The sequence below is a fragment of the Streptomyces sp. NPDC104367 genome (assembly GCF_055583825.1).
The window spans coordinates 77,630-95,375 of sequence record NZ_JBVJND010000011.1 but is presented as its reverse complement, the minus strand read 5'-3'; the positions used below and the strand labels follow the sequence as shown (position 1 = coordinate 95,375).

15 protein-coding genes are annotated in these 17,746 nt (G+C 72.7%); 7 read left to right on the top strand and 8 right to left on the bottom strand.

The window, feature by feature from the left end; all coding sequences use genetic code 11:
- Window positions 1-29: 29 nt before the first annotated feature.
- Window positions 30-3,020, top strand: coding sequence for a glycoside hydrolase family 35 protein (locus ACZ619_RS18460; protein WP_469599846.1), 2,991 nt, complete (start codon window positions 30-32; stop codon window positions 3,018-3,020).
- A 2-nt stretch (window positions 3,021-3,022) separates the two neighbouring features.
- Here the strand turns inward: ACZ619_RS18460 and arfA are convergent, their stop codons facing one another.
- The 5 genes from arfA to ACZ619_RS18435 all read right to left on the bottom strand — a co-directional run bounded on the left by arfA (window position 3,023) and on the right by ACZ619_RS18435 (window position 8,757).
- Window positions 3,023-4,534, bottom strand: a complete 1,512-nt coding sequence (gene arfA / locus ACZ619_RS18455; RefSeq protein WP_469599843.1) for an arabinosylfuranosidase ArfA — start codon at window positions 4,532-4,534, stop codon at window positions 3,023-3,025.
- Between the two features lie 95 nt (window positions 4,535-4,629).
- The gene (locus ACZ619_RS18450) at window positions 4,630-5,601 is read right to left on the bottom strand and encodes an arabinan endo-1,5-alpha-L-arabinosidase (protein ID WP_469599842.1); all 972 of its coding nucleotides are present in this window, start codon (window positions 5,599-5,601) and stop codon (window positions 4,630-4,632) included.
- 11 nt (window positions 5,602-5,612) lie between these two features.
- Window positions 5,613-6,470 (bottom strand): carbohydrate ABC transporter permease, encoded by an 858-nt coding sequence (locus ACZ619_RS18445; protein ID WP_469599840.1) that lies wholly within the window; start codon window positions 6,468-6,470, stop codon window positions 5,613-5,615.
- Window positions 6,467-7,405: a carbohydrate ABC transporter permease gene (locus ACZ619_RS18440; protein ID WP_469599838.1), complete on the bottom strand. Its 939-nt coding sequence runs from the start codon at window positions 7,403-7,405 to the stop codon at window positions 6,467-6,469. Before ACZ619_RS18440 ends, ACZ619_RS18445 begins: the two co-directional genes overlap by 4 nt.
- Window positions 7,402-8,757, bottom strand: a complete 1,356-nt coding sequence (locus ACZ619_RS18435) for an extracellular solute-binding protein (RefSeq protein ID WP_469599836.1) — start codon at window positions 8,755-8,757, stop codon at window positions 7,402-7,404. The genes ACZ619_RS18440 and ACZ619_RS18435 overlap by 4 nt, the downstream gene beginning before the upstream one ends.
- Window positions 8,758-8,990: 233 nt before the next feature.
- On the opposite strand from ACZ619_RS18435, the gene ACZ619_RS18430 reads away from it, so the two are divergent.
- From ACZ619_RS18430 to ACZ619_RS18415, 4 genes are read left to right on the top strand one after another with little or no spacing between them, the layout of a single operon-like run.
- Window positions 8,991-9,596 carry a toxin-antitoxin system, toxin component family protein gene (locus tag ACZ619_RS18430; RefSeq protein WP_469599834.1) on the top strand — a complete coding sequence of 202 codons (606 nt, stop codon included), beginning with the start codon at window positions 8,991-8,993 and terminating at the stop codon, window positions 9,594-9,596.
- Complete coding sequence (locus tag ACZ619_RS18425) at window positions 9,593-10,852, top strand: MAB_1171c family putative transporter (protein WP_469599832.1); 1,260 nt, start codon at window positions 9,593-9,595, stop codon at window positions 10,850-10,852. The genes ACZ619_RS18430 and ACZ619_RS18425 overlap by 4 nt, the downstream gene beginning before the upstream one ends.
- Window positions 10,845-12,239: an NAD(P)/FAD-dependent oxidoreductase gene (locus tag ACZ619_RS18420; RefSeq protein ID WP_469599830.1), complete on the top strand. Its 1,395-nt coding sequence runs from the start codon at window positions 10,845-10,847 to the stop codon at window positions 12,237-12,239. The genes ACZ619_RS18425 and ACZ619_RS18420 overlap by 8 nt, the downstream gene beginning before the upstream one ends.
- 53 nt (window positions 12,240-12,292) lie before the next feature.
- Window positions 12,293-13,150 (top strand): PhzF family phenazine biosynthesis protein, encoded by an 858-nt coding sequence (locus ACZ619_RS18415; protein WP_469599828.1) that lies wholly within the window; start codon window positions 12,293-12,295, stop codon window positions 13,148-13,150.
- 68 nt (window positions 13,151-13,218) lie between these two features.
- Here the strand turns inward: ACZ619_RS18415 and ACZ619_RS18410 are convergent, their stop codons facing one another.
- Window positions 13,219-14,067, bottom strand: a complete 849-nt coding sequence (locus tag ACZ619_RS18410) for an SMP-30/gluconolactonase/LRE family protein (RefSeq protein WP_469599826.1) — start codon at window positions 14,065-14,067, stop codon at window positions 13,219-13,221.
- Window positions 14,064-14,837 carry an IclR family transcriptional regulator gene (locus tag ACZ619_RS18405; RefSeq protein WP_469599824.1) on the bottom strand — a complete coding sequence of 258 codons (774 nt, stop codon included), beginning with the start codon at window positions 14,835-14,837 and terminating at the stop codon, window positions 14,064-14,066. The genes ACZ619_RS18410 and ACZ619_RS18405 overlap by 4 nt, the downstream gene beginning before the upstream one ends.
- 175 nt (window positions 14,838-15,012) lie before the next feature.
- Here ACZ619_RS18405 and ACZ619_RS18400 point away from each other — a divergent pair, with 175 nt between their 5' ends.
- Entirely contained in the window at window positions 15,013-15,570 is a 558-nt protein-coding gene (locus tag ACZ619_RS18400) for a hypothetical protein (protein ID WP_469599822.1), read from the top strand.
- Here the strand turns inward: ACZ619_RS18400 and ACZ619_RS18395 are convergent.
- Window positions 15,548-16,423 (bottom strand): ATP-grasp domain-containing protein, encoded by an 876-nt coding sequence (locus ACZ619_RS18395; RefSeq protein ID WP_469599820.1) that lies wholly within the window; start codon window positions 16,421-16,423, stop codon window positions 15,548-15,550. The two genes, ACZ619_RS18400 and ACZ619_RS18395, sit on opposite strands and share 23 nt — an antisense overlap.
- A 246-nt stretch (window positions 16,424-16,669) precedes the next feature.
- Here ACZ619_RS18395 and ACZ619_RS18390 point away from each other — a divergent pair, with 246 nt between their 5' ends.
- Entirely contained in the window at window positions 16,670-17,731 is a 1,062-nt protein-coding gene (locus ACZ619_RS18390) for a MerR family transcriptional regulator (RefSeq protein ID WP_469599818.1), read from the top strand.
- Window positions 17,732-17,746: the final 15 nt, after the last annotated feature.

Sequence of the window (17,746 nt, the reverse complement as noted above, 5' to 3'; positions counted from 1 at the left end):
CGCCCCGTAAGATCGCCCGGGAGGATCCCTTGGCGCTCAGCAGACGTACCTTCAGTGCCCTCGCCGGCTCGGCCGCGCTCGGTTTCGCCCTGGGCGGCAGCGGCGGCCCCGGGGCGTCCTCGGCGTACGCCGCGCGCAGCGTGCCGACCGGCCCGGCGCCGGCCCCGCCGAGCGCCGACGGACGGCGGCACAGCATCGGCTACGACCACCACTCCCTGCTCGTCGACGGCAGGCGGCTGGTGGTCTGGTCCGGCGAGCTGCACCCCTTCCGCCTGCCCAGCCCCTCCCTGTGGCGGGACGTCCTGGAGAAGATGCGGGCCCACGGCTACAACGCGGTCAGCATCTACGTGGCGTGGAACTACCACTGCGCCGCGCCCGGCACGTACGACTTCACCGGTGTCCGCGACCTCGACCTGTTCCTGCGCACGGCCGCCGAGACCGGGCTGTACGTCATCCTCCGGCCCGGCCCCTACATCAACGCCGAGGTCGACGCCGGCGGCTTCCCCGGCTGGCTCACCGCCACCGAGGGCACCGCCCGCACCACCGACCCCACCTATCTCGGCCATGTCGACGCGTGGCTGACGGCCGTCAACCGCATCGTCCGCCGCCACCAGCTCACCGACGGCGGCGGCAGCGTGCTGCTCTACCAGATCGAGAACGAGTACGACGGCCACGTCACCGACCCGGTCGGCCCCGCCTACATGTCCCATCTGTACAAGAAGGTGCGGGCGGACGGCATCGACGTCCCCCTGTTCCACAACGACAAGGGGCGCAACGGCTACTGGATCCCCGGGTCCTTCGACACCGGCGGCAGGAGCGGCGGGTGGCTGTACGGCTTCGACGGCTACCCCTCGCCCTCCCAGACCCCGCCCGACTGGGGCACCTTCGGGACCGGCGGCCTCAAGGGCGGCGCCACCGCCAGCCCCCGTACGCCCGGGTTCGTGCCCGAGTTCGGGGGCGGCTGGTTCGACCCGTGGGGCGGGGCCGAGTTCGGCGGCAAGGGCTACGCCGAGTCCCGGCGCACCCGCGACGCGGCCTACGAGCGCCGCTTCTACCTCACCAACCTCGCCAACGGCATCACCCTGCACAACGTCTACATGACCTACGGCGGCACCACCTGGGGCTGGCTGCCGGCCCCGGTCGTCTACACGTCGTACGACTACGGCGCGGCCATCGACGAGGCGCGGAACGTGACCGCGAAGATCGCGCCGATGCACCAGCTCGGCCACCTCCTCCAGCGCGTCCCCGACTTCGCGAAGCTGGACCGGGCGGCCGACGTCCACGTGCCCGGACTGAGGACGTACCACCTCGCCAACGCCGACACCCGGGCACAGGTGTACGTGCTGCGCAACGACGGCACGAGCCCGGTCCGGTCCACGCTGCGGACGGGCACCGACGACATCGACGTCACCGTCCCGGCCCGCGACGCCCGCATCGTCACCACCGGGCTCTCGCTGGGCAGGCGCACGCTGCGCTACTGCACCGCCCAGCCGATGTTCGTGCTCAACGCGGCGCGCATGGACATCGCCCTGTTCACCGGGCCGTACGACGAGATGGCCCACCTCGTGCTGGAGTGCCCGGCCGAGCCCCTGGTCCAGCGCCTGGACGCCGAGGCGGCCTGGGTCTACGAGCAGGGCCTCGTGCACGTCACGGCGCCGCTCGGCCGGGGCGGGCTCACCCGGGTCCTCGTCCAGGGCGGCGAGAGCGACACCCCGCTGCTGCTGCTCCTCGCCGACGACGCGACCTCCGTCCGGCTGTTCCCGTACGACACCCCGTCCGGCACCGTGCTGGTCTACGGCCCCGCGCTGCTGCGCCACGCCGAGCTGAACGGCACGACCGTGCACCTCACCGGGGACACCGTGGCGCCGACCGGCCTGGAGGTCTGGGGGCCGCGCGGCATCACCGCGGTCACCTGGAACGGGCAGCCGGTGCGGACCCGGGTGAGCGTCACCGGGAGCCTCGTCGCCGAGGCGGACCTCGCGGGGGCGCCGCGGCCGGCGCTGCCGGAGCTGGGCGGCTGGCGCCGGAGGACCGGGAACCCCGAGTCGGCGGTGGACTTCGACGACTCGACGTGGACGGTCGCGGAGAAGAAGACGTCGTACAGCACCACACCGGTGCCGGACGGGCAGCCGGTGCTGTTCGCCGACGACTACGGCTTCCACTACGGGGACGTCTGGTACCGGGCGCGGCTGGAGGGCGACCTGGAGGACCTGGAGTCCGTCTCGCTCTCCTACAGCACCGGTACCCAGGGCATGCTGATGGCCTGGCTGGACGGGAAGCCGCTGGGCTCGCACCGGATGCCGGTGCCGGACGCGAAGACGGTCCGGCAGGGCAGCTGGACCGCGACCGCCGAACTTCCCGTCGCCGGGGCGAGGACCAAGCGGCAGAAGCGGCAGCGGGAGGCCCGGTCCCATGTGCTGTCCGTGCTGGTGCGGCGGATGCAGCACGACATGGACGGCAGGTCCGCGGACACCCACAAGGCGGCCCGCGGGCTGACCGCCGTGGCCTTCGAGGGGGCCTCCCCGAAGGTGAGCTGGCGGATCCAGGGGGCCGGCCGGCCGGACCCGGTGCGGGGGCCGCAGAACAACGGCGGGCTGCACGGGGAGCGGGAGGGGTGGCACCTGCCCGGGTTCGGGGACGGCGGCTGGGAGCCGGTCGCGCTTCCCCGCGCGGACCAGGGGATGGGAGTCACCTGGTACCGGACCGGGTTCCGGCTGGCGGTGCCGGACGGGGTCGACGCGTCGGTGGGTCTGGTCCTGGAGGACGATCCCGCGCGGGCCTACCGGGTGCAGATCTTCCTGAACGGGTGGAACCTCGGGCAGTACATCAACGACGTGGGCCCGCAGCACACGTTCGTGCTGCCGAACGGGATCCTGCGTACCCGGGGTTCCAACACGCTGGCGCTGGCCGTGCTGTCGGACGGCACGTCCGAGGCCGGTCCCGGCGCGGTACGGCTTGAGCTGCTGGGCAGTGCGGCCGGAGGAGTGGACGTCCTGGGAGTGGACTCCCCCGGCCGTTGACCCTACGCCAGGCGGATCACGTTCCAGGACAGCGGCTCCAGGGTGGCCGTGAGCGTGCCGTCGGTGAGCGTCGTGCCGTCGGCCGGGTGCGGGGTCACGCGCTCCGGGTCCGCCAGGGTGTTGCGGGCGTCGGGGTCCTCGTCCGCGAGGACACTGTGCTCGGTGACCCCTGTCAGGTCCAGGCCGCTCAGGGCGACCTCCAGGGGCAGGGACTCCGTCCGGCTGCGGTTGACGGCGAAGACGGTGACCGTGCCGTCGTCCGCGCGCACCGCCGTCGCGTGCAGCAGGGCGGCCTCGCCGTACTTCCTGGTCTCGTGCGTCGGCGAGTCCACGCGGACGTCGAGGACCTCACCCCGGCCGTACCGCGAGGCCTGGGCGAAGGGGAAGAACGTCGTCTGGCGCCAGGCCGGGCCGCCGGGCTCCGTCATGATCGGGGCGATCACGTTGACCAGCTGGGCCAGACAGGCGACCGTGACCCGGTCGGCGTGGCGGAGCAGGGCGATCAGGAGGGAGCCGAAGACCACCGCGTCCAGGACGCTGTAGTTGTCCTCCAGGAGGCGGGGGGCCTCGGGCCAGTCCCGTACGTCGGAGTTCTCGATCTCGTGCCACCGCGAGGTGTACCAGACGTTCCACTCGTCGAAGGAGAGGTTGATCTTCTTCTGGGACTTCAGCCTGGCGCCCACGTGGTCACAGGTGGCGACCACGTTCTCGATGAAGGACTCCATGTCGACGGCGGAGGCCAGGAAGGAGTCGAGATCGCCGTCCTGGGGCTCGTAGTAGGCGTGCAGGGAGATGTAGTCGACCAGGTCGTACGTCTCCGCGAGGACCGTGGCCTCCCACTCGGCGAAGGTCGGCATGGACTGGCTGGAGGAACCGCAGGCGACCAGTTCCACGGACGGGTCCATCTGGCGCATGCCGCGGGCCGTCTCGGCGGCGATGCGGCCGTACTCCTCCGCCGTCTTGTGGCCGGTCTGCCAGGGGCCGTCCATCTCGTTGCCCAGGCACCAGACCCTGATGCCGAAGGGGTCCTTGTCGCCGTGGGCGGCGCGGAGGTCGGAGAGGGCGGTGCCGGAGGGGTGGTTGGCGTACTCCTGGAGTTCCAGGGCCTCCGCCACGCCGCGCGTGCCGAGGTTGATCGCCATCATGGGCTCGGCCTGCGGGCCGACCTTCTTCAGGAAGGCGATGTACTCGGCGAGGCCGAAGCGGTTGGTCTCCGTCGACCGCCAGGCGAGGTCGAGGCGGCGGGGGCGGTCCTCGACCGGGCCGACGGAGTCCTCCCAGCGGTAGCCGGAGACGAAGTTGCCGCCGGGGTAGCGGATGGCGGTGACGCCGAGTTCGCGGACGAGGTCGAGGACGTCCTGGCGCAGGCCTTCGGCGTCGGCCGTGGGGTGGCCGGGTTCGAAGATGCCGGTGTAGACACAGCGGCCCAGGTGCTCGACGAAGGAGCCGAAGAGGCGGGGGTTGACTTCGCCGATGGTGAAGGCGGGGTCGAGGGTGAAGCGGGCGGTGCGCATTTTCGCCTTTCGAGGTACGTGCTTTTGTTTCGTGGGCGGGTGCGGGTGCGTGGGGGTTGCTCGCGCAGTTCCCCGCGCCCCTTGGTCGGCTGTTCCTAGCTCAGTTTCGGCCAGCCGTCCTTCGTCCAGCCCAGGGGGTTCAGCCCCAGCTTCGGGGTGCCGGCGTCGTCGGCGTCGTAGTAGTGGTATGCCAGCCAGGTCTTTCCATGGGCGCGGAAAGTCGACTCTCCGCCCGGACCGATGTAGCGGCCGTGGCCTGCCAGGAGCAGGTCTCCGCCGCCTTCCAGCAGGGGTGTCCCCGTGCTGTCGGTGTACGGGCCCGTCACCTTTGTCGAGCGGCCTGCCCTGATCTTGTAGGTCGAGTTCACACCTGCGCAACAGGCGTCGTAGGACGCGAAGAGGTAGTAGTAGCGGCCGTGGCGCAGGATCGAGGCGCCCTCGACCGCGTAGGGGGCGTCGGGGCGGGTGGCCAGGTGGGCGACCGTGGCTCCCGGGACCGCCTTGCCGGTCCGCGGGTCGAGCGGCACCATGCGGATGCCCGTCCAGTAGGAGCCGAAGGCCATCCACAGCCTGCCGTCGGCGCGGACGACCGCCGGGTCGATGGCGTTCCAGGAGTCGGTGGTCCCGGACGTGAAGGCGGGGCCGTGGTCGGTCCAGGTGCCGGGGAGTCCGGAGGGCGAGGTGGCCACGCCGATCGCGGAGTGGTTGGTGCCCCAGGAGGAGACCGCGTAGTAGAGCCAGTAGCGGCCGTCGCGGTAGGAGAGGTCGGGGGCCCAGGGGTCGGCGGTGGAGTTGTAGTCGTACCACCAGCTCGGCGGGGTGGTGAAGGCGTTGCCCGCGTCGGTCCAGTCGCGGAGGTCCGTGGAGAGGCGGGCGCCGATGACGCCGCCGGTGGAGTAGGCGACGTACCGGCCGTCCCGCAGCTGGTGGACCGTGGGGTCGTGGATGATCTGCTGGCCGGTCAGCGGGAGGGGGTCGGGGTAGGTGACGTCGGCGGAGGCGGTGGTGGGCAGGAGGGCGACGGCCGCGGCCGCGAGCAGGGCCGCGAGGCGGGGGAAGCGTCTCACCGCTCGGCTCCTCACTGGCCGGCCAGGCCCGTGTGGGCGACGCCCGCCACGATCTGGCGCTGGAAGAAGACGAACACGATGATCAGCGGGAGGCCCGCCATGAGGCCGCCGGCCATGAGCTGGGCCCACTGGATGCCGTAGGAGTTCATGACGGTCGCGATGCCGTTCGGCATGGTCATGAGGTCGGGGTTGTTGGTCACCATGTAGGGCCACAGGAAGTTGTTCCAGGAGGCGATGAAGGTGAAGATGCCGACCGCGGCGAGGGAGGGGCGGGAGAGCGGCAGGACGATGGTGAAGAAGACCCGCCAGCGGCCCGCGCCGTCGATGAAGGCGGCCTCCTCCAGTTCGTGCGGGATGCCCTGGAAGAACTTGTAGAGGATGTACACCATCGCGGCGGGGGCGCACTGCGGGAGGATCATGCCCCAGTAGGTGTCGACCATGCCCATCTGCTGGACGGTGGTGAACAGGGGGACGCCGAGGACGGCCGGGGAGACCATGAGGCCGGACATGACCAGGCCCATCAGGGCGCTCTTGCCGCGGAACTCGGTGCGGGCGAAGCCGTATCCGGCGAGCGCGCCGACCATGACCACGACGGACGTCACGCAGACCGAGACGACCAGGGAGTTCACGAACCAGTCGGTGATGTTGCCGGTCTCGAAGAGGGCCTTCCAGGCCTGGCCCGTCCAGTGCGCCGGGAGCCAGTGCGGCGGTACCTCGACGGCCTCCGTCTCCGACTTGAGGGAGGTGAACAGGCCCCAGAAGAGCGGGGCGAGGAAGACCGCGGAGACGGCCGCGCCGATCAGGGTGAGGACGATCTGGCTGGGGGTCCAGGAGGACCTGCGGCGGGACGGTACGGACGTGCTGCTCATCGGGTGGCCTCCTCGGTGCGGTTGCGCAGCAGCCACATCCTGGCGAGGGCGACGGCGGCGATGATCACGAAGAAGATGATGGAGATCGCGGAGGCGTAGCCCACGCGGTAGCTGGTGAAGCCCTCTTCGAGGGTGTACTGGACGAAGGTCCGGGTGGAGCTCTCGGGGCCGGGTCCGAAGTCCATCATCACGACGGCCTGGTCGAAGACCTGGAGCGAGGCGAGGATCTGGAGGGCGATCACCAGGCCGGTGATGTTGCGGAGCATCGGCAGGGTGATGTGCACCATGCGGTGCCAGGCGTTGGCGCCGTCCAGCTTCGCGGCCTCGTAGAGGTGGGCGGGGATGGACTGGAGGGCGGCCAGGTAGAGCAGGAAGCTGAAGCCGACGGTCCACCACAGGGTCTCGATGACGATCGCGAGCATCGCGTACGACTTGTCGGTCAGCCACGGGGTGTCGCCGCCGAACACGTAGTTGATCATTCCGGTGCCGGGGTTGAACAGCCACTGCCAGAGGTTGCCCGCGACCGTGGAGGGCAGCAGGAAGGGCGCGAAGAAGCAGAGGCGCCAGAGCCACTTGCCGCGTTCGATGTGGTGGGCGAGCATCGCGAGGAGGAAGGCGAGGACCGTGATGCAGGGGACGACCAGCAGCGTGAAGTAGGCGCTGTGGCCGAGGGCGTCCCACATCAGGGGGTCCTTCAGTGCCTCGCGGTAGTTGTCGAGGCCGATGAAGTGGGCGTCCGCGCCGGTGATGTTGGCGTCCGTGAGGCTGAGGTAGACGCCGCGCAGCAGCGGCCAGACCACGAAGAGCGCGAACAGGAGCAGGAAGGGCGCCACGAACCAGCCGCCGTGCTGGAAGCCCTGCTTGCGGCGGAGGGTGGCGCCGACGGCGGCGGTTCTGGTGCGCGGCGGTGCGAGAACGGTCTCTGCGGTGGTCATGCGGCCGTACCTCCCTGCGCGGCGGTCTTGCCGTCCATGGGGTTCTTCATCGCGAGCAGCGTGGCGAGTTCGCTCTTCATCCGGCCGGCCGCGGCGTCGGGCTTGGCGGAGCCCATGGTCGAGGAGACGACGACGGGGCCGACGCGCTGGGCGAGGATGCCGGTGGAGCCCGCGAACCACACCTTGGGCTCGTTGGCCTGGTGGTTCATGGCGGACACGTACTCGTTCTGCGGGTAGAGCTTCTGGTACGCCGGGGTGGACAGGGTCGGCAGATAGGCGGGGATGTGGCCGCCGGCCGCCCACTGCCGGGCGTGGGTGACGACGTAGGCGGCGAGCTGGTGGGCCGCCTCGTCGGCCGCGCCGCCGCGGTCGGACTGGTGGGGCAGCACGAAGGAGTGCGACTCGGCGTGGGTGGCCTGGGTGCCGAAGACGGGCGGCAGCGGTATCGCCCCGTAGTCGAGCTCGGCACCCGAGTAGACGGGCACCGACCAGTTGCCCTCCCAGGCGAAGGGGGCGCCGTTGATGAACTGTTCGGCGTTGACGGAGCCCATGGTCGGGTCCGCGTAGCCGTCGGTGACGTGCCGGCGCAGGAACTCCAGGACCTGGGTGGCCTTGTCGGTGTCGAAGGTGACCTCGGTCCTGGCGTCGTTGAACCAGGTGCCGCCGAGCTGGGTGTAGAAGGCGACGAAGAACCACCACTGGAAGTTCTGGTCGTTGATCCACAGGCCGATGGTCTGAAGGCCCTTCTTGGTGGCCTTCCTGGCCTCCTTGAGGACGCCGAACCAGTCGTCCGTGGAGGTGATGGGCACGATCCGGTCGTCGCTGCCGAGCAGGCCCGCCTTCTTCAGCACGTCCTTGCGGTAGAAGCAGAGCTGGACGTGGACGTCGAGCGGGAGGGCGTAGAGCTTGCCGTCGATGACGCCGCGCTGCCACAGCCCGGGGTTGTAGTCCTCCTCCCGCAGGCCGTACTTGGCGAGCAGGCCGACGTCCCAGGGGTCCAGGAGGCGGCCCGGTGCGAAGCCGGCCACCCGGCCGATGTGCATGACGCCGAGGTCGGGTGCGCGGTTGCCCGCGGCCGCCATGGCGAGCTTGGTGTAGAAGGGGTTGCCCCACTGGAGGGTGGAGTCCTTCACCGCGATGTCGGGGTGCGCCGCACGGAAGGCGTCCAGCATCGCGATCATGTTGGAGCCGTCGCCACCGCTGAAGAGGTTCCAGTAGCGCACGCGGGTGCGCGCGGTGGAGGCCAGCGCGTCGGCGCCGGTGCCGAGGGCCGCGAAGCCGAAGCTTCCCGCCACCGCCAGCCCGCCGGCCGTGCCCAGTAGTTGCCTGCGACTGAGGCCAGGTCGTCCCATTGCCCTGCCCTTACGCTCGTTCGATATATCGACATGTGCCCGTAACTTCGAACGGGACCGTAAAATCGAAGCGCTTCCGCGTCAATGGGTCCGACGTGACTTTCGTGCATCCGGCAGTCGTTCCCCTTTGAACGACGGTCGTCGGAACACATGACGCGGACACGTCCGGACGCGTAATCTCGGACGGGCCGCCGCAGCGGTGGACCGCCGTCGAGCGGTGCGAGGGGGGAACGATGGACTTGGCCGGCGCGCGGCACCGGTGGGCCCGGATCGCCGCGAGGCTGCGGCACCCCCGGCCCAACGCGCGGATGCGCGTCCTCGCCGCCGCTCTCGCCGCCGCCGTCCACGCCCGGCCCCGGCCGCCCGCCGACGTCGGCGAACTGTGCCACGCGCTGTGCGAGGAGATGACCGCGCTGCGCGCCGGACGGCCGGTGGAACTGCGCTTCGAGCGGTTCCCCGACGAGATCGAGGTCACCGGACTCTGGGTGGAGTTCCAGGACTTCGACCTGGTGATCGTCGAGGAACGGGCCGAGGCCGTGCAGCGGCTGGTCATCCTCGGCCACGAGCTGTGGCACCTGCACGCCGGGCACCGCCATCAGCACGGGGTCGCCCCGGAGGCGGCCCGGGCCCTCGCGGGGCGGCAACCCGACTGGGGGGACGCGGCGCTGACGGTCGCCGCGCGCAACGGCTCCCGGGAGCGCGACGAGGCCGAGGCGGACGACTTCGGACACCGGCTGGCGACCGCCTTCCGGCCCTACGTCGAGCGGCCCGGCCCCTCCCCGCTCGACCCCGTCCAGCGGTCCCTCGGCTACCGCGGGCGCGGCGGAGCGGCGCGGTGACCACCGGCACCCCGGCCCCGGCCCCGGCGGGGCTCCTGGGCGAGCTCTACATCTCCTTCTGGATCCCCACCGCGGTGCTGACCGCCGCCCTCGCGATCAAGCTGCCGACCATCATCCGGCTGTGGCGCGACCCGCTGCTGCGCGCGGTCGGCGGGCTGCTGCTGCTCGCCTGCGGGGTGTTCGTGTTCTGCTCCCCGTCGACGATCGCCGCCGTCAACCGGTTCACCGGGGTCCCCAACGTCTCGGCGCCCTGGTGCTATTCGCTGATCACCGCGTTCTGCGGCTCCTGCCTGCTGCTGATCATCGTCTGGCGCAACGGCCTGACCGACCGCTCGGCGGCCACCCGGCGCGCGATGCGCCGGGTGGTGTCGGTCTACTCCGGGGTGATCGCCGTCCTGTGGCTGCTGTTCCTCCTCGCCGACGTGCCCGTGGAACGGGTGCGGGACCTGGACACCTACTACGCCACCACCCCGTTCATGCGCGAGGAGATCCTGCTCTACCTCGTCGCCCACAGCGTGGCCTGCCTGATCACCTGGCGGCTGATCTGGAACTGGGTGCGCACCGAGGGCCTGGACGCCTGGCTGCGCTGCGGGCTGAAGCTGCTCGGCGTCGGCTACGGGCTGAACCTGCTGTTCGACGCGGTCAAACTGGTCGCGGTCGGCGCCCGCTGGACCGGCCACGACCTGGACTGGCTGAGCACCGACCTGGCGCCGCCGGTCGCCGCGCTGTCCGCGATCACCATCGCCGTCGGCTTCATCCTGCCGCACGCCGGCCAGTTCCTGCACGACCGCTGGCGGGTCCGGCTCGCCCACCACGAGCTGCGGCCGCTGTACCGGCTGACCCGGACCGTGCACGGCGACGGTGTCCCGTTCGTGCTGCGCGCCACGCCCGAACTGCGGCTGACCCGGCGCGAGACCTTCATCCGGGACGTGCTGCTGCCCCTGTCCCGGCACATCGACGCCGACCTCGGCGACCGCTCCTACGCCGCCGCGCTCGGCCTCGGCCACCCGCCCGAGCGGGCCCGCGCGCTGGCCAGTGCCGTCACCGTGCTGGACGCGGTCGGCCCGCGCGGCCGTGACACCGGCCCCGCCGACCCGACCGGCGACGGACCGGACACCACCCGGCTGCTCCAGGAGATCGGTGCCGTGTCCCGGGCGCTCAGACACCCCGACCAGATAGAAGCGGTCCGCGCACACGCGGCAGCCGTCCCAGCCGTCCAAAGCATCCCCGTGGAGAGCAGCGCCGTACATGAGTGATCGCACCGTAGTCGTCCTCGGCGGCTCGCTCGCCGGGCTGCTCGCGGCCCATGCCCTCGCGCCCCACGCGGACCGGGTCGTGGTGGCGGAGCGGGACACGCTGCCCGCCGGGCCCGAGCCGCGCAAGGGGCTCCCGCAGGCCCGGCACGTCCACCAGCTGTGGTCCGGCGGGGCACGCGCCCTGGAGGAGCTGCTGCCCGGCACCATCGGGCGGCTGCGGGCCGCGGGCGCCGAGCGGCTGCCGGTGACCACGGACATGGTCGCGCTGTCCCCGCAGGGCTGGTACCGGCGCTGGGGCGAGTCGGCGTTCATGCTGCCGTGCAGCCGGGACCTGCTGGACTGGGTGGTACGGGAGCGGGTGCTGGCCGACGGCCGGATCGAGCTGCTGGAGCGCACCGAGGGCGTCGGACTGCTCGGCACCGGCCGGGCGGTGACCGGCGTACGGCTGCGGTCGCTCGACTCCGGCACGGAGCGGGAGCACCCGGCCGACCTCGTCGTGGACGCGACCGGGCGCGGTTCCCGCACGCCCGTCTGGCTGACCGAACTCGGCCTGCCCGCGCCCGCGTTCCGCGAGGTCGACTCCGGCATCGCCTACGCCAGCCGGGTGTTCCGGGCGCCGGACGAGACGGTCCGCGACGGCTTCCCGATCGTCCATCTCCAGGCCGATCCGCGAAGTGGCCGCCCGGGCCGCGGCGGGGTGCTGATGCCCATCGAGAACGGCCGGTGGATGGTCACCCTGTACGGCAGCCGGGGCGGCGAACCGGGCCCGGACGCAGGGGACTTCACCCGGTACGCCCGGGAGGAGCCGGCCCATCCGGTGATCGCCGAACTCCTCGCGAACGCCGAGCCGTTGACCGATGTGTCGGTGACCCGGACGACCGCCAACCGCCGTCACTTCCACGAGCGGACGCGAGCCTGGCCGGAGCGCCTGGCCGTGCTCGGCGACGCGGTGTGCGCGCTCAACCCGGTGTACGGGCACGGGATGTCGGTGGCGGCCCAGGGCGCGCTGGCACTGCGCGACACGGTCCGCCGCGACGGCCTCGGCTCGCCCGGACTCGCCCGGCGCATCCAGCGGGCGGTGAGCGGGCCGGTACGGGCGGCCTGGGAGCTGTCGACGGGCGTGGACGTGTTCTACCCGGGCGCGACGGAGAACGGGCCCACCTGGCGCGAGCGGCTGACGCAGGCGTACGTGGAACGGCTGCTGTACACCGCCACCGGCAACGGGCGGATCGCCCGCCGGGTGACGGACGTGGCCGCGCTGGAGCGGGGCGCGGAGGCGTTGATGGCGCCGAGCGTGCTGCTGGCGGCGGTGGTGGGCCCCCTGAAGCCGCCGCTGACCCGGCCGCCGCTGACCTCGCGGGAGCTGAAGGCGGCCGGGGTCCGGTAGCGGCCCGCCGGGCCCGGGGAACACCTCCGGGCCCGCCGCGCGTTGTCGCGGACGTGACGACGAACGCGCCGCAGCCCGAGGTGCTGCGCTACACGGCCTTCTCCGCCGACCCCGCGGGCGGCAACCCCGCCGGTGTCGTACTGGACGCCACCGGTCTGGACGACGGCGACATGCTGGCCATCGCCGCCGGCCTCGGCTACTCCGAGTCCGCGTTCCTGACCGCGGCCGAGGGGGAACGGGCCTACACCATCCGGTACTTCAGCCCGAAGGCCGAGGTGCCGTTCTGCGGGCACGCCACCATCGCGACGGCGGTGGCGCTCGCGGAGCGGATCGGCCCCGGGGACCTGGTGTTCGCGACCCGCGCGGGCACGGTGCCGGTGCGCGTCGGCGACGACGGCGGCACGGTCACGGCCACCCTCACCAGCGTCGAACCGCACGTCGGGGAGATCGCCGACGCCGACCTCGCGGAGGCGCTCGCCGCGCTCGGCTGGCCGGCCGCCGACCTCGACCCGGCCTTCCCGCCCCGCGTCGCCTTCGCCGGCGCCCGCCATCTCGTGCTCGCGGCCGCGACCCGGGCCCGGCTCGCGGACCTCGCGTACGACTTCGCACGCCTCGAAGCGCTGATGCACCGGCTGGACCTGACCACGGTCCAGCTGGTGTGGCGGGAGTCGGCCGCCGTCTTCCACGTCCGCGACCCGTTCCCGGTCGGCGGTGTCGTCGAGGACCCGGCGACCGGTGCCGCGGCCGCCGCGTTCGGCGCGTACGCCCGCGCCCTGGGCCTGGTCCCCGGGGCCGCCGTCCTCACCCTCCACCAGGGCGAGGACCTGGGCCGCCCCGGGGTCCTCACGGTGACCCTGACCGAGGGCGACCCGCGGGTCCGGGTCAGCGGCACGGGGGCCCGCATCGCCTGACGGCGACCACGGCGGCCGACGGCGGCCGCGTCGGCGAACTCCCGTGCCGGAGCGTGCCCTTCGGGCGCCTAGCCGGCGAACGCCGGCTGGGCGAGCCCCTTGCCCGCCCCCGGGACCACCAGCAGCGACCCCGCCGTGGGATGCGGCGCCGCCAGCCCCACCCGCGCCGTCGTGACGTAGAGGTCGGTCAGGCCGGCGCCGCCGAACGCGCAGGCCGTCGTGCGGGGCGTCGGCAGGGTGACGACCCGGTCCAGGTCGCCGTCGGGCGTGTAGCGGCGCACCGCTCCCCCGTCCCAGAGGGCCACCCACACACAGCCGTCCGCGTCGACCGTGAGGCCGTCGGGGAAGCCCGCGCCCTCCTCGACCGTCACGAACGGGCGTCGGCCGGACGGGAGTCCGCCGTCGTAGTCGAAGACGTCGACGCGGCGCGTGGGCGTGTCGATGTAGTACACGCGGCGGCCGTCCGGGCTCCAGCCCGTCCCGTTGCTGACCGTGACGTCGGGCAGCAGGGTGGTGGCCGTGCCGTCGGCCGCCACCCGGGACAGCGTGCCGCCGCCGGCCGCCTCGTCGTAGCGCATCGTGCCGGCCCACAGGGAGCCGTCGGGGGCCACGGCCGCGTCGTTGGCGCGGCGGCCGGCGACCGGCTCGTGGCGGAGCCAGCGGAACGCGCCGTCGGGGTCGAGGAGCGCGACGCCGTCCCGGAGGCTGAGCACCAGGCCGCCGCCGGCGCGGGGCTTGACCGCGCCGACGTGCTGGTCGGTGGTCCGGACCGTCCGGCGGCCGGTCGACGGATCGTACGTGTGCACGCGCGAGCCGAGGATGTCGATCCAGATCAGGCGGCCGGTCACCGGGTCCCAGGTCGGGCCCTCGCCGAGCGTCGCCTGTGCCGCCACCGCGACCTCGTACGCCGTCGTCATGCCACGCTCCGGTGGCCGAGGCGCTCGGAGAGTTCCGCGGCGCCCTTGGCGGCGAGCTGCTCCAGCTCGCCCCGGCGCTCGTCGCTCCAGCGGATCATCGGGACCGAGATGGACAGGGCCGCGACGACCTGGCCGGTGCGGTCGCGGACCGGCGCGGCGACGCAGGAGACGTCCGGATTGGACTCGCGGCTCTCCACGGCGATGCCGCGGGCCCGGATCCCGGCGAGGGCCTCGCGCAGGGCGTCCGGCTCGGTGATGCTGTTCGGCGTCATACGCACGAGGTCGGCGTCGTCCGGGATGCGCGCGCTCAGCTCGCGGTCCGGCAGCGAGGCGAGCAGCATCTTGCCGACCGAGGTGCAGTGGGCGGGCAGCCGGCGGCCTGCGGCGGAGACCATGCGGACGGCGTGCGTGGAGTCGACCTTGGCGATGTAGATGACGTCGGTGCCCTCCAGGATCGCCACGTGGACGGTCTCGTCGCAGGTCTCGGCGACGGACCGGGCGACCTGCTGGCCCTCGGCGGCGAGGTCGAGCTGCTCGGCGTATCGGCTGCCGAGCTGGTACGGGCGGACACCTAGCCGGTACCGTCCGGGCTGTCCGGGTACGGGCACGATGTACGAGCGGGCGGAGAGCGTGGTCACCAGCTCGTGCACGGTGGTCCGCGGCAGCTGGAGTCTGCGCACTATGTCTGGGGCGGAGAGGGTCCCGTCCCCGTCCAGGAAGAGCTCAAGAATGTCGAGAGCCCGGGTCACGGCAGGCACGAGGCGTCCCACGTCCGGCCCCCTCCCTTGGGTATAAGCGCCAGATATCGTCGGAGCTGTGGAGCCGTTCGAGATATCAACAGGCGATCGGCATGACGAACACAGGCTAGCCATCGGTGATTGCGCGGGCAATGGCCGGGAACCAGCCGGTCAGGAGCGGGACACCGGCCCGGGCACCATGGACGGTATGCGACTCGACTTCCAGCTGGTGCTGCTGCGCCGTATGGCCGACCACAATCCGGGCCTGGTCGAGGAGGCCCGGCGCACGCTGGGCGCGTCGGTCGCGGACATGCGGGAGGCCAACAAACGGTGGCAGGCGATGGCCCGCTCGCCCCGCTCCCGCCCGGCGGCGGCCCGCTACCGCTCGGTCCTCGGCCCGCCCGGGTCCGAGACCCCACGCACCGTCGGCGACCTGGAGTGCACGGCCCTGCGGTGGCCGCTCCCCCTGTGGCCCACCCTGCGCTTCGAGGTGCTGACCGGCCCCGGGGGCGCCGTCTGGAACGAGTGGCTGGTCCGCGCCCCGGGCGCCCCCGCACCCGCCCTGCACACCCTCGACGACCTCACCCCCTGGTCCTGCACCGTCGACGAGGCGGCCCGCGCCTTCGCCCCCGCCCGCCCCCTGGAGGGCACCGCGCCGGCCCGGTGGGGGCTGGCCCTCACGGTGCCCGACGGCCGTCAGGTGGTCGCGGAGTTCACCTGGGGACTGCTCCAGCGGACCGCCGTCATCGGCGGGCCGCCCCGATGAGCGCCGCGGCCACCGCGGCCACCGACCCCGGGTGCAGGAACAGGAACAGGTTCGGCTCGACCAGCTCCAGTTCCATCACCTGGGGCCGGCCGTCCTCCCCGTCGACCAGGTCCACCCGGGCGTAGAGCAGTTCGGGGGCCTCCGGCACGGCGGCCAGCGCCCGCTCCGCGACGGCGAGTTCGGCCGGGGTGGGGGTCCAGGGGGTCAGGTCGGGGTGGGCGACCTTGGCCGCGTCGTACGCCGTGCCCGGGGTGAGGACGGCGCGCTTGCGGCTGGCGTGCAGCAGCCGCCCGCCGAAGAACTGGAGCGCCCGCTCGCCGCCGACGTCGATCCCGGCGACGTACGGCTGCACCATCGCGGTCAGCCCCTCGTCGTGCATCCGGGCCAGGTGCCGTACGGCGGTCTCCCGCTCGCCGGGCGTGTAGCGGGCGGCGAACCGGGCGCCGGCGCCGAAGGTGGGCTTGACGACGTAGTCGCGGTCGGCGGGCAGCGCGGTGACCGGGTCGCCGGGGGCGAGATAGCGGGTCGGCACGACCGGCACCCCGGCCGCCGCGAGGTCGCCGAGATAGCGCTTGTCGGTGTTCCAGCGGACGACGCCGGCCGGGTTCGCGATCCGGGTGACCTTGCCCACCCGCTCCACCCACGGCACGAACTCGTCCCTGCGCCAGCTGTAGTCCCAGGTGGAGCGGATGACGACCAGGTCGTACCCGCCCCACTCCACCCCGGGCGCGTCCCAGGGGTGGGCGACGGCGTCCGCGCCCGCCTCGTTCAGCGCCCGCACCAGCACCGGCAGGTCCAGGTCCTTGTTCGGCTCCGTGCCGGGGTCGTAGGTGGCGAGGGCTATGCGGGGCACGTCGGGGCTCCTTGGCCGAGGGGGGCTGCGTCTCCCCGGCAGGCTAACCGGGACGGTCCGCCGTACCGCAACCGCGGAAGGCTGTTGACCTTCACCTTCGGTCAGACCCCAGCATCGGTGATGCACGACGAGGAACGACGAGGAACGACGAGGAACACGGACGGGCGCGGACGGAGCGGGGCGCGGCATGCGACGGGAACGGGGAGCGGCATGGAACGGAAGCGGGAGCGGGGAGCGGGGAGCGGCATGGAACGGATGACCATCGGCGCCTTCGCGAAGGCCTCCCGGCTGTCGCCGAAGGCGCTGCGGCTCTACGACGAGCTGGAGCTGCTGCGGCCCGCCCGGGTCGACCCGGACACCGGGTACCGCTACTACACCGCGGCGCAGCTCGAACGCGCCCGGCTGGTGGCCTGGCTGCGCCGGCTCGGGATGCCGCTGGCCCTGATCCGCGAGGTGTGCGCGCTGCCGCCCGGACCGGCCGCCAAGGAGATACGGGCGTACTGGGCCCGGGTCGAGGCGGACACCGCCGTACGGCGCGACCTGGCCGCGTTCCTCGTCGACCACCTGTCGGGAGAGTCGGGAAGGGAAACGACGACCATGCTGGAACTGCGCTATGCCGCACACACCGACCGGGGGCTCGTCCGGCCGGCCAACCAGGACTCCGTGTACGCGGGGCGCCGGCTGCTCGCCGTGGCGGACGGCACGGGGGCACAGGGGGCACGGGCCAGCGCCGCCGCCGTGGCGGCGCTGAAGTCCCTGGAGGACGCCGAGCTGTCCGCGGGCAATGTGCTGAACCTCCTGGAGGACGCGGTGCGTTCGGCCGGTGAGGCCGTACGGGAGGTGGCCGCGGGCAGCACGGACGTCGGCACGACGCTGACCGCGCTGCTGTGGACCGGGTCCCGGCTGGCCCTGGTGCACATCGGCGACTCGCGCGCGTACCTGCTGCGGGACGGCGAGCTGTTCCGGATCACCCACGACCACAGCGTGGTGCAGGCCCTCGTCGACGAGGGACGGCTGACACCGGAGGAGGCGGAGAGCCATCCGCAGCGGATGCTGCTGGCCAGGCTGCTGTCCGGGGACCGCGCGGACACGCCCGACCTGAAGCTGCACGAGGTCCGCCGCGGGGACCGCTACCTGCTCTGCTCGGACGGCCTGAGCCGAGCCGTCCCCGACGCGCACATCCGACAGCTCCTGGCCGACGAGCCCGAACCGGATCTCACGGCACAGGCCCTGACCGCAGCGGCCAACACAGCGGACGGCACCGACAACGTGAGCTGCATCGTGGCCGACGTGATCTCCCCGACCTGACCCCGACGGCCGCGA

Bases quoted from the DNA above. Each gene is read 5' to 3' on its own strand.
- arfA (WP_469599843.1), bottom strand. From the start codon at position 4,534: ATGCGCACCGCCCGCTTCACCCTCGACCCCGCCTTCACCATCGGCGAA.
- ACZ619_RS18445 (WP_469599840.1), bottom strand. From the start codon at position 6,470: ATGAGCAGCACGTCCGTACCGTCCCGCCGCAGGTCCTCCTGGACCCCC.
- ACZ619_RS18440 (WP_469599838.1), bottom strand. From the start codon at position 7,405: ATGACCACCGCAGAGACCGTTCTCGCACCGCCGCGCACCAGAACCGCC.
- ACZ619_RS18435 (WP_469599836.1), bottom strand. From the start codon at position 8,757: ATGGGACGACCTGGCCTCAGTCGCAGGCAACTACTGGGCACGGCCGGC.
- ACZ619_RS18430 (WP_469599834.1), top strand. From the start codon at position 8,991: ATGGACTTGGCCGGCGCGCGGCACCGGTGGGCCCGGATCGCCGCGAGG.
- ACZ619_RS18420 (WP_469599830.1), top strand. From the start codon at position 10,845: ATGAGTGATCGCACCGTAGTCGTCCTCGGCGGCTCGCTCGCCGGGCTG.
- ACZ619_RS18410 (WP_469599826.1), bottom strand. From the start codon at position 14,067: ATGACGACGGCGTACGAGGTCGCGGTGGCGGCACAGGCGACGCTCGGC.
- ACZ619_RS18400 (WP_469599822.1), top strand. From the start codon at position 15,013: ATGCGACTCGACTTCCAGCTGGTGCTGCTGCGCCGTATGGCCGACCAC.
- ACZ619_RS18390 (WP_469599818.1), top strand. From the start codon at position 16,670: ATGGAACGGATGACCATCGGCGCCTTCGCGAAGGCCTCCCGGCTGTCG.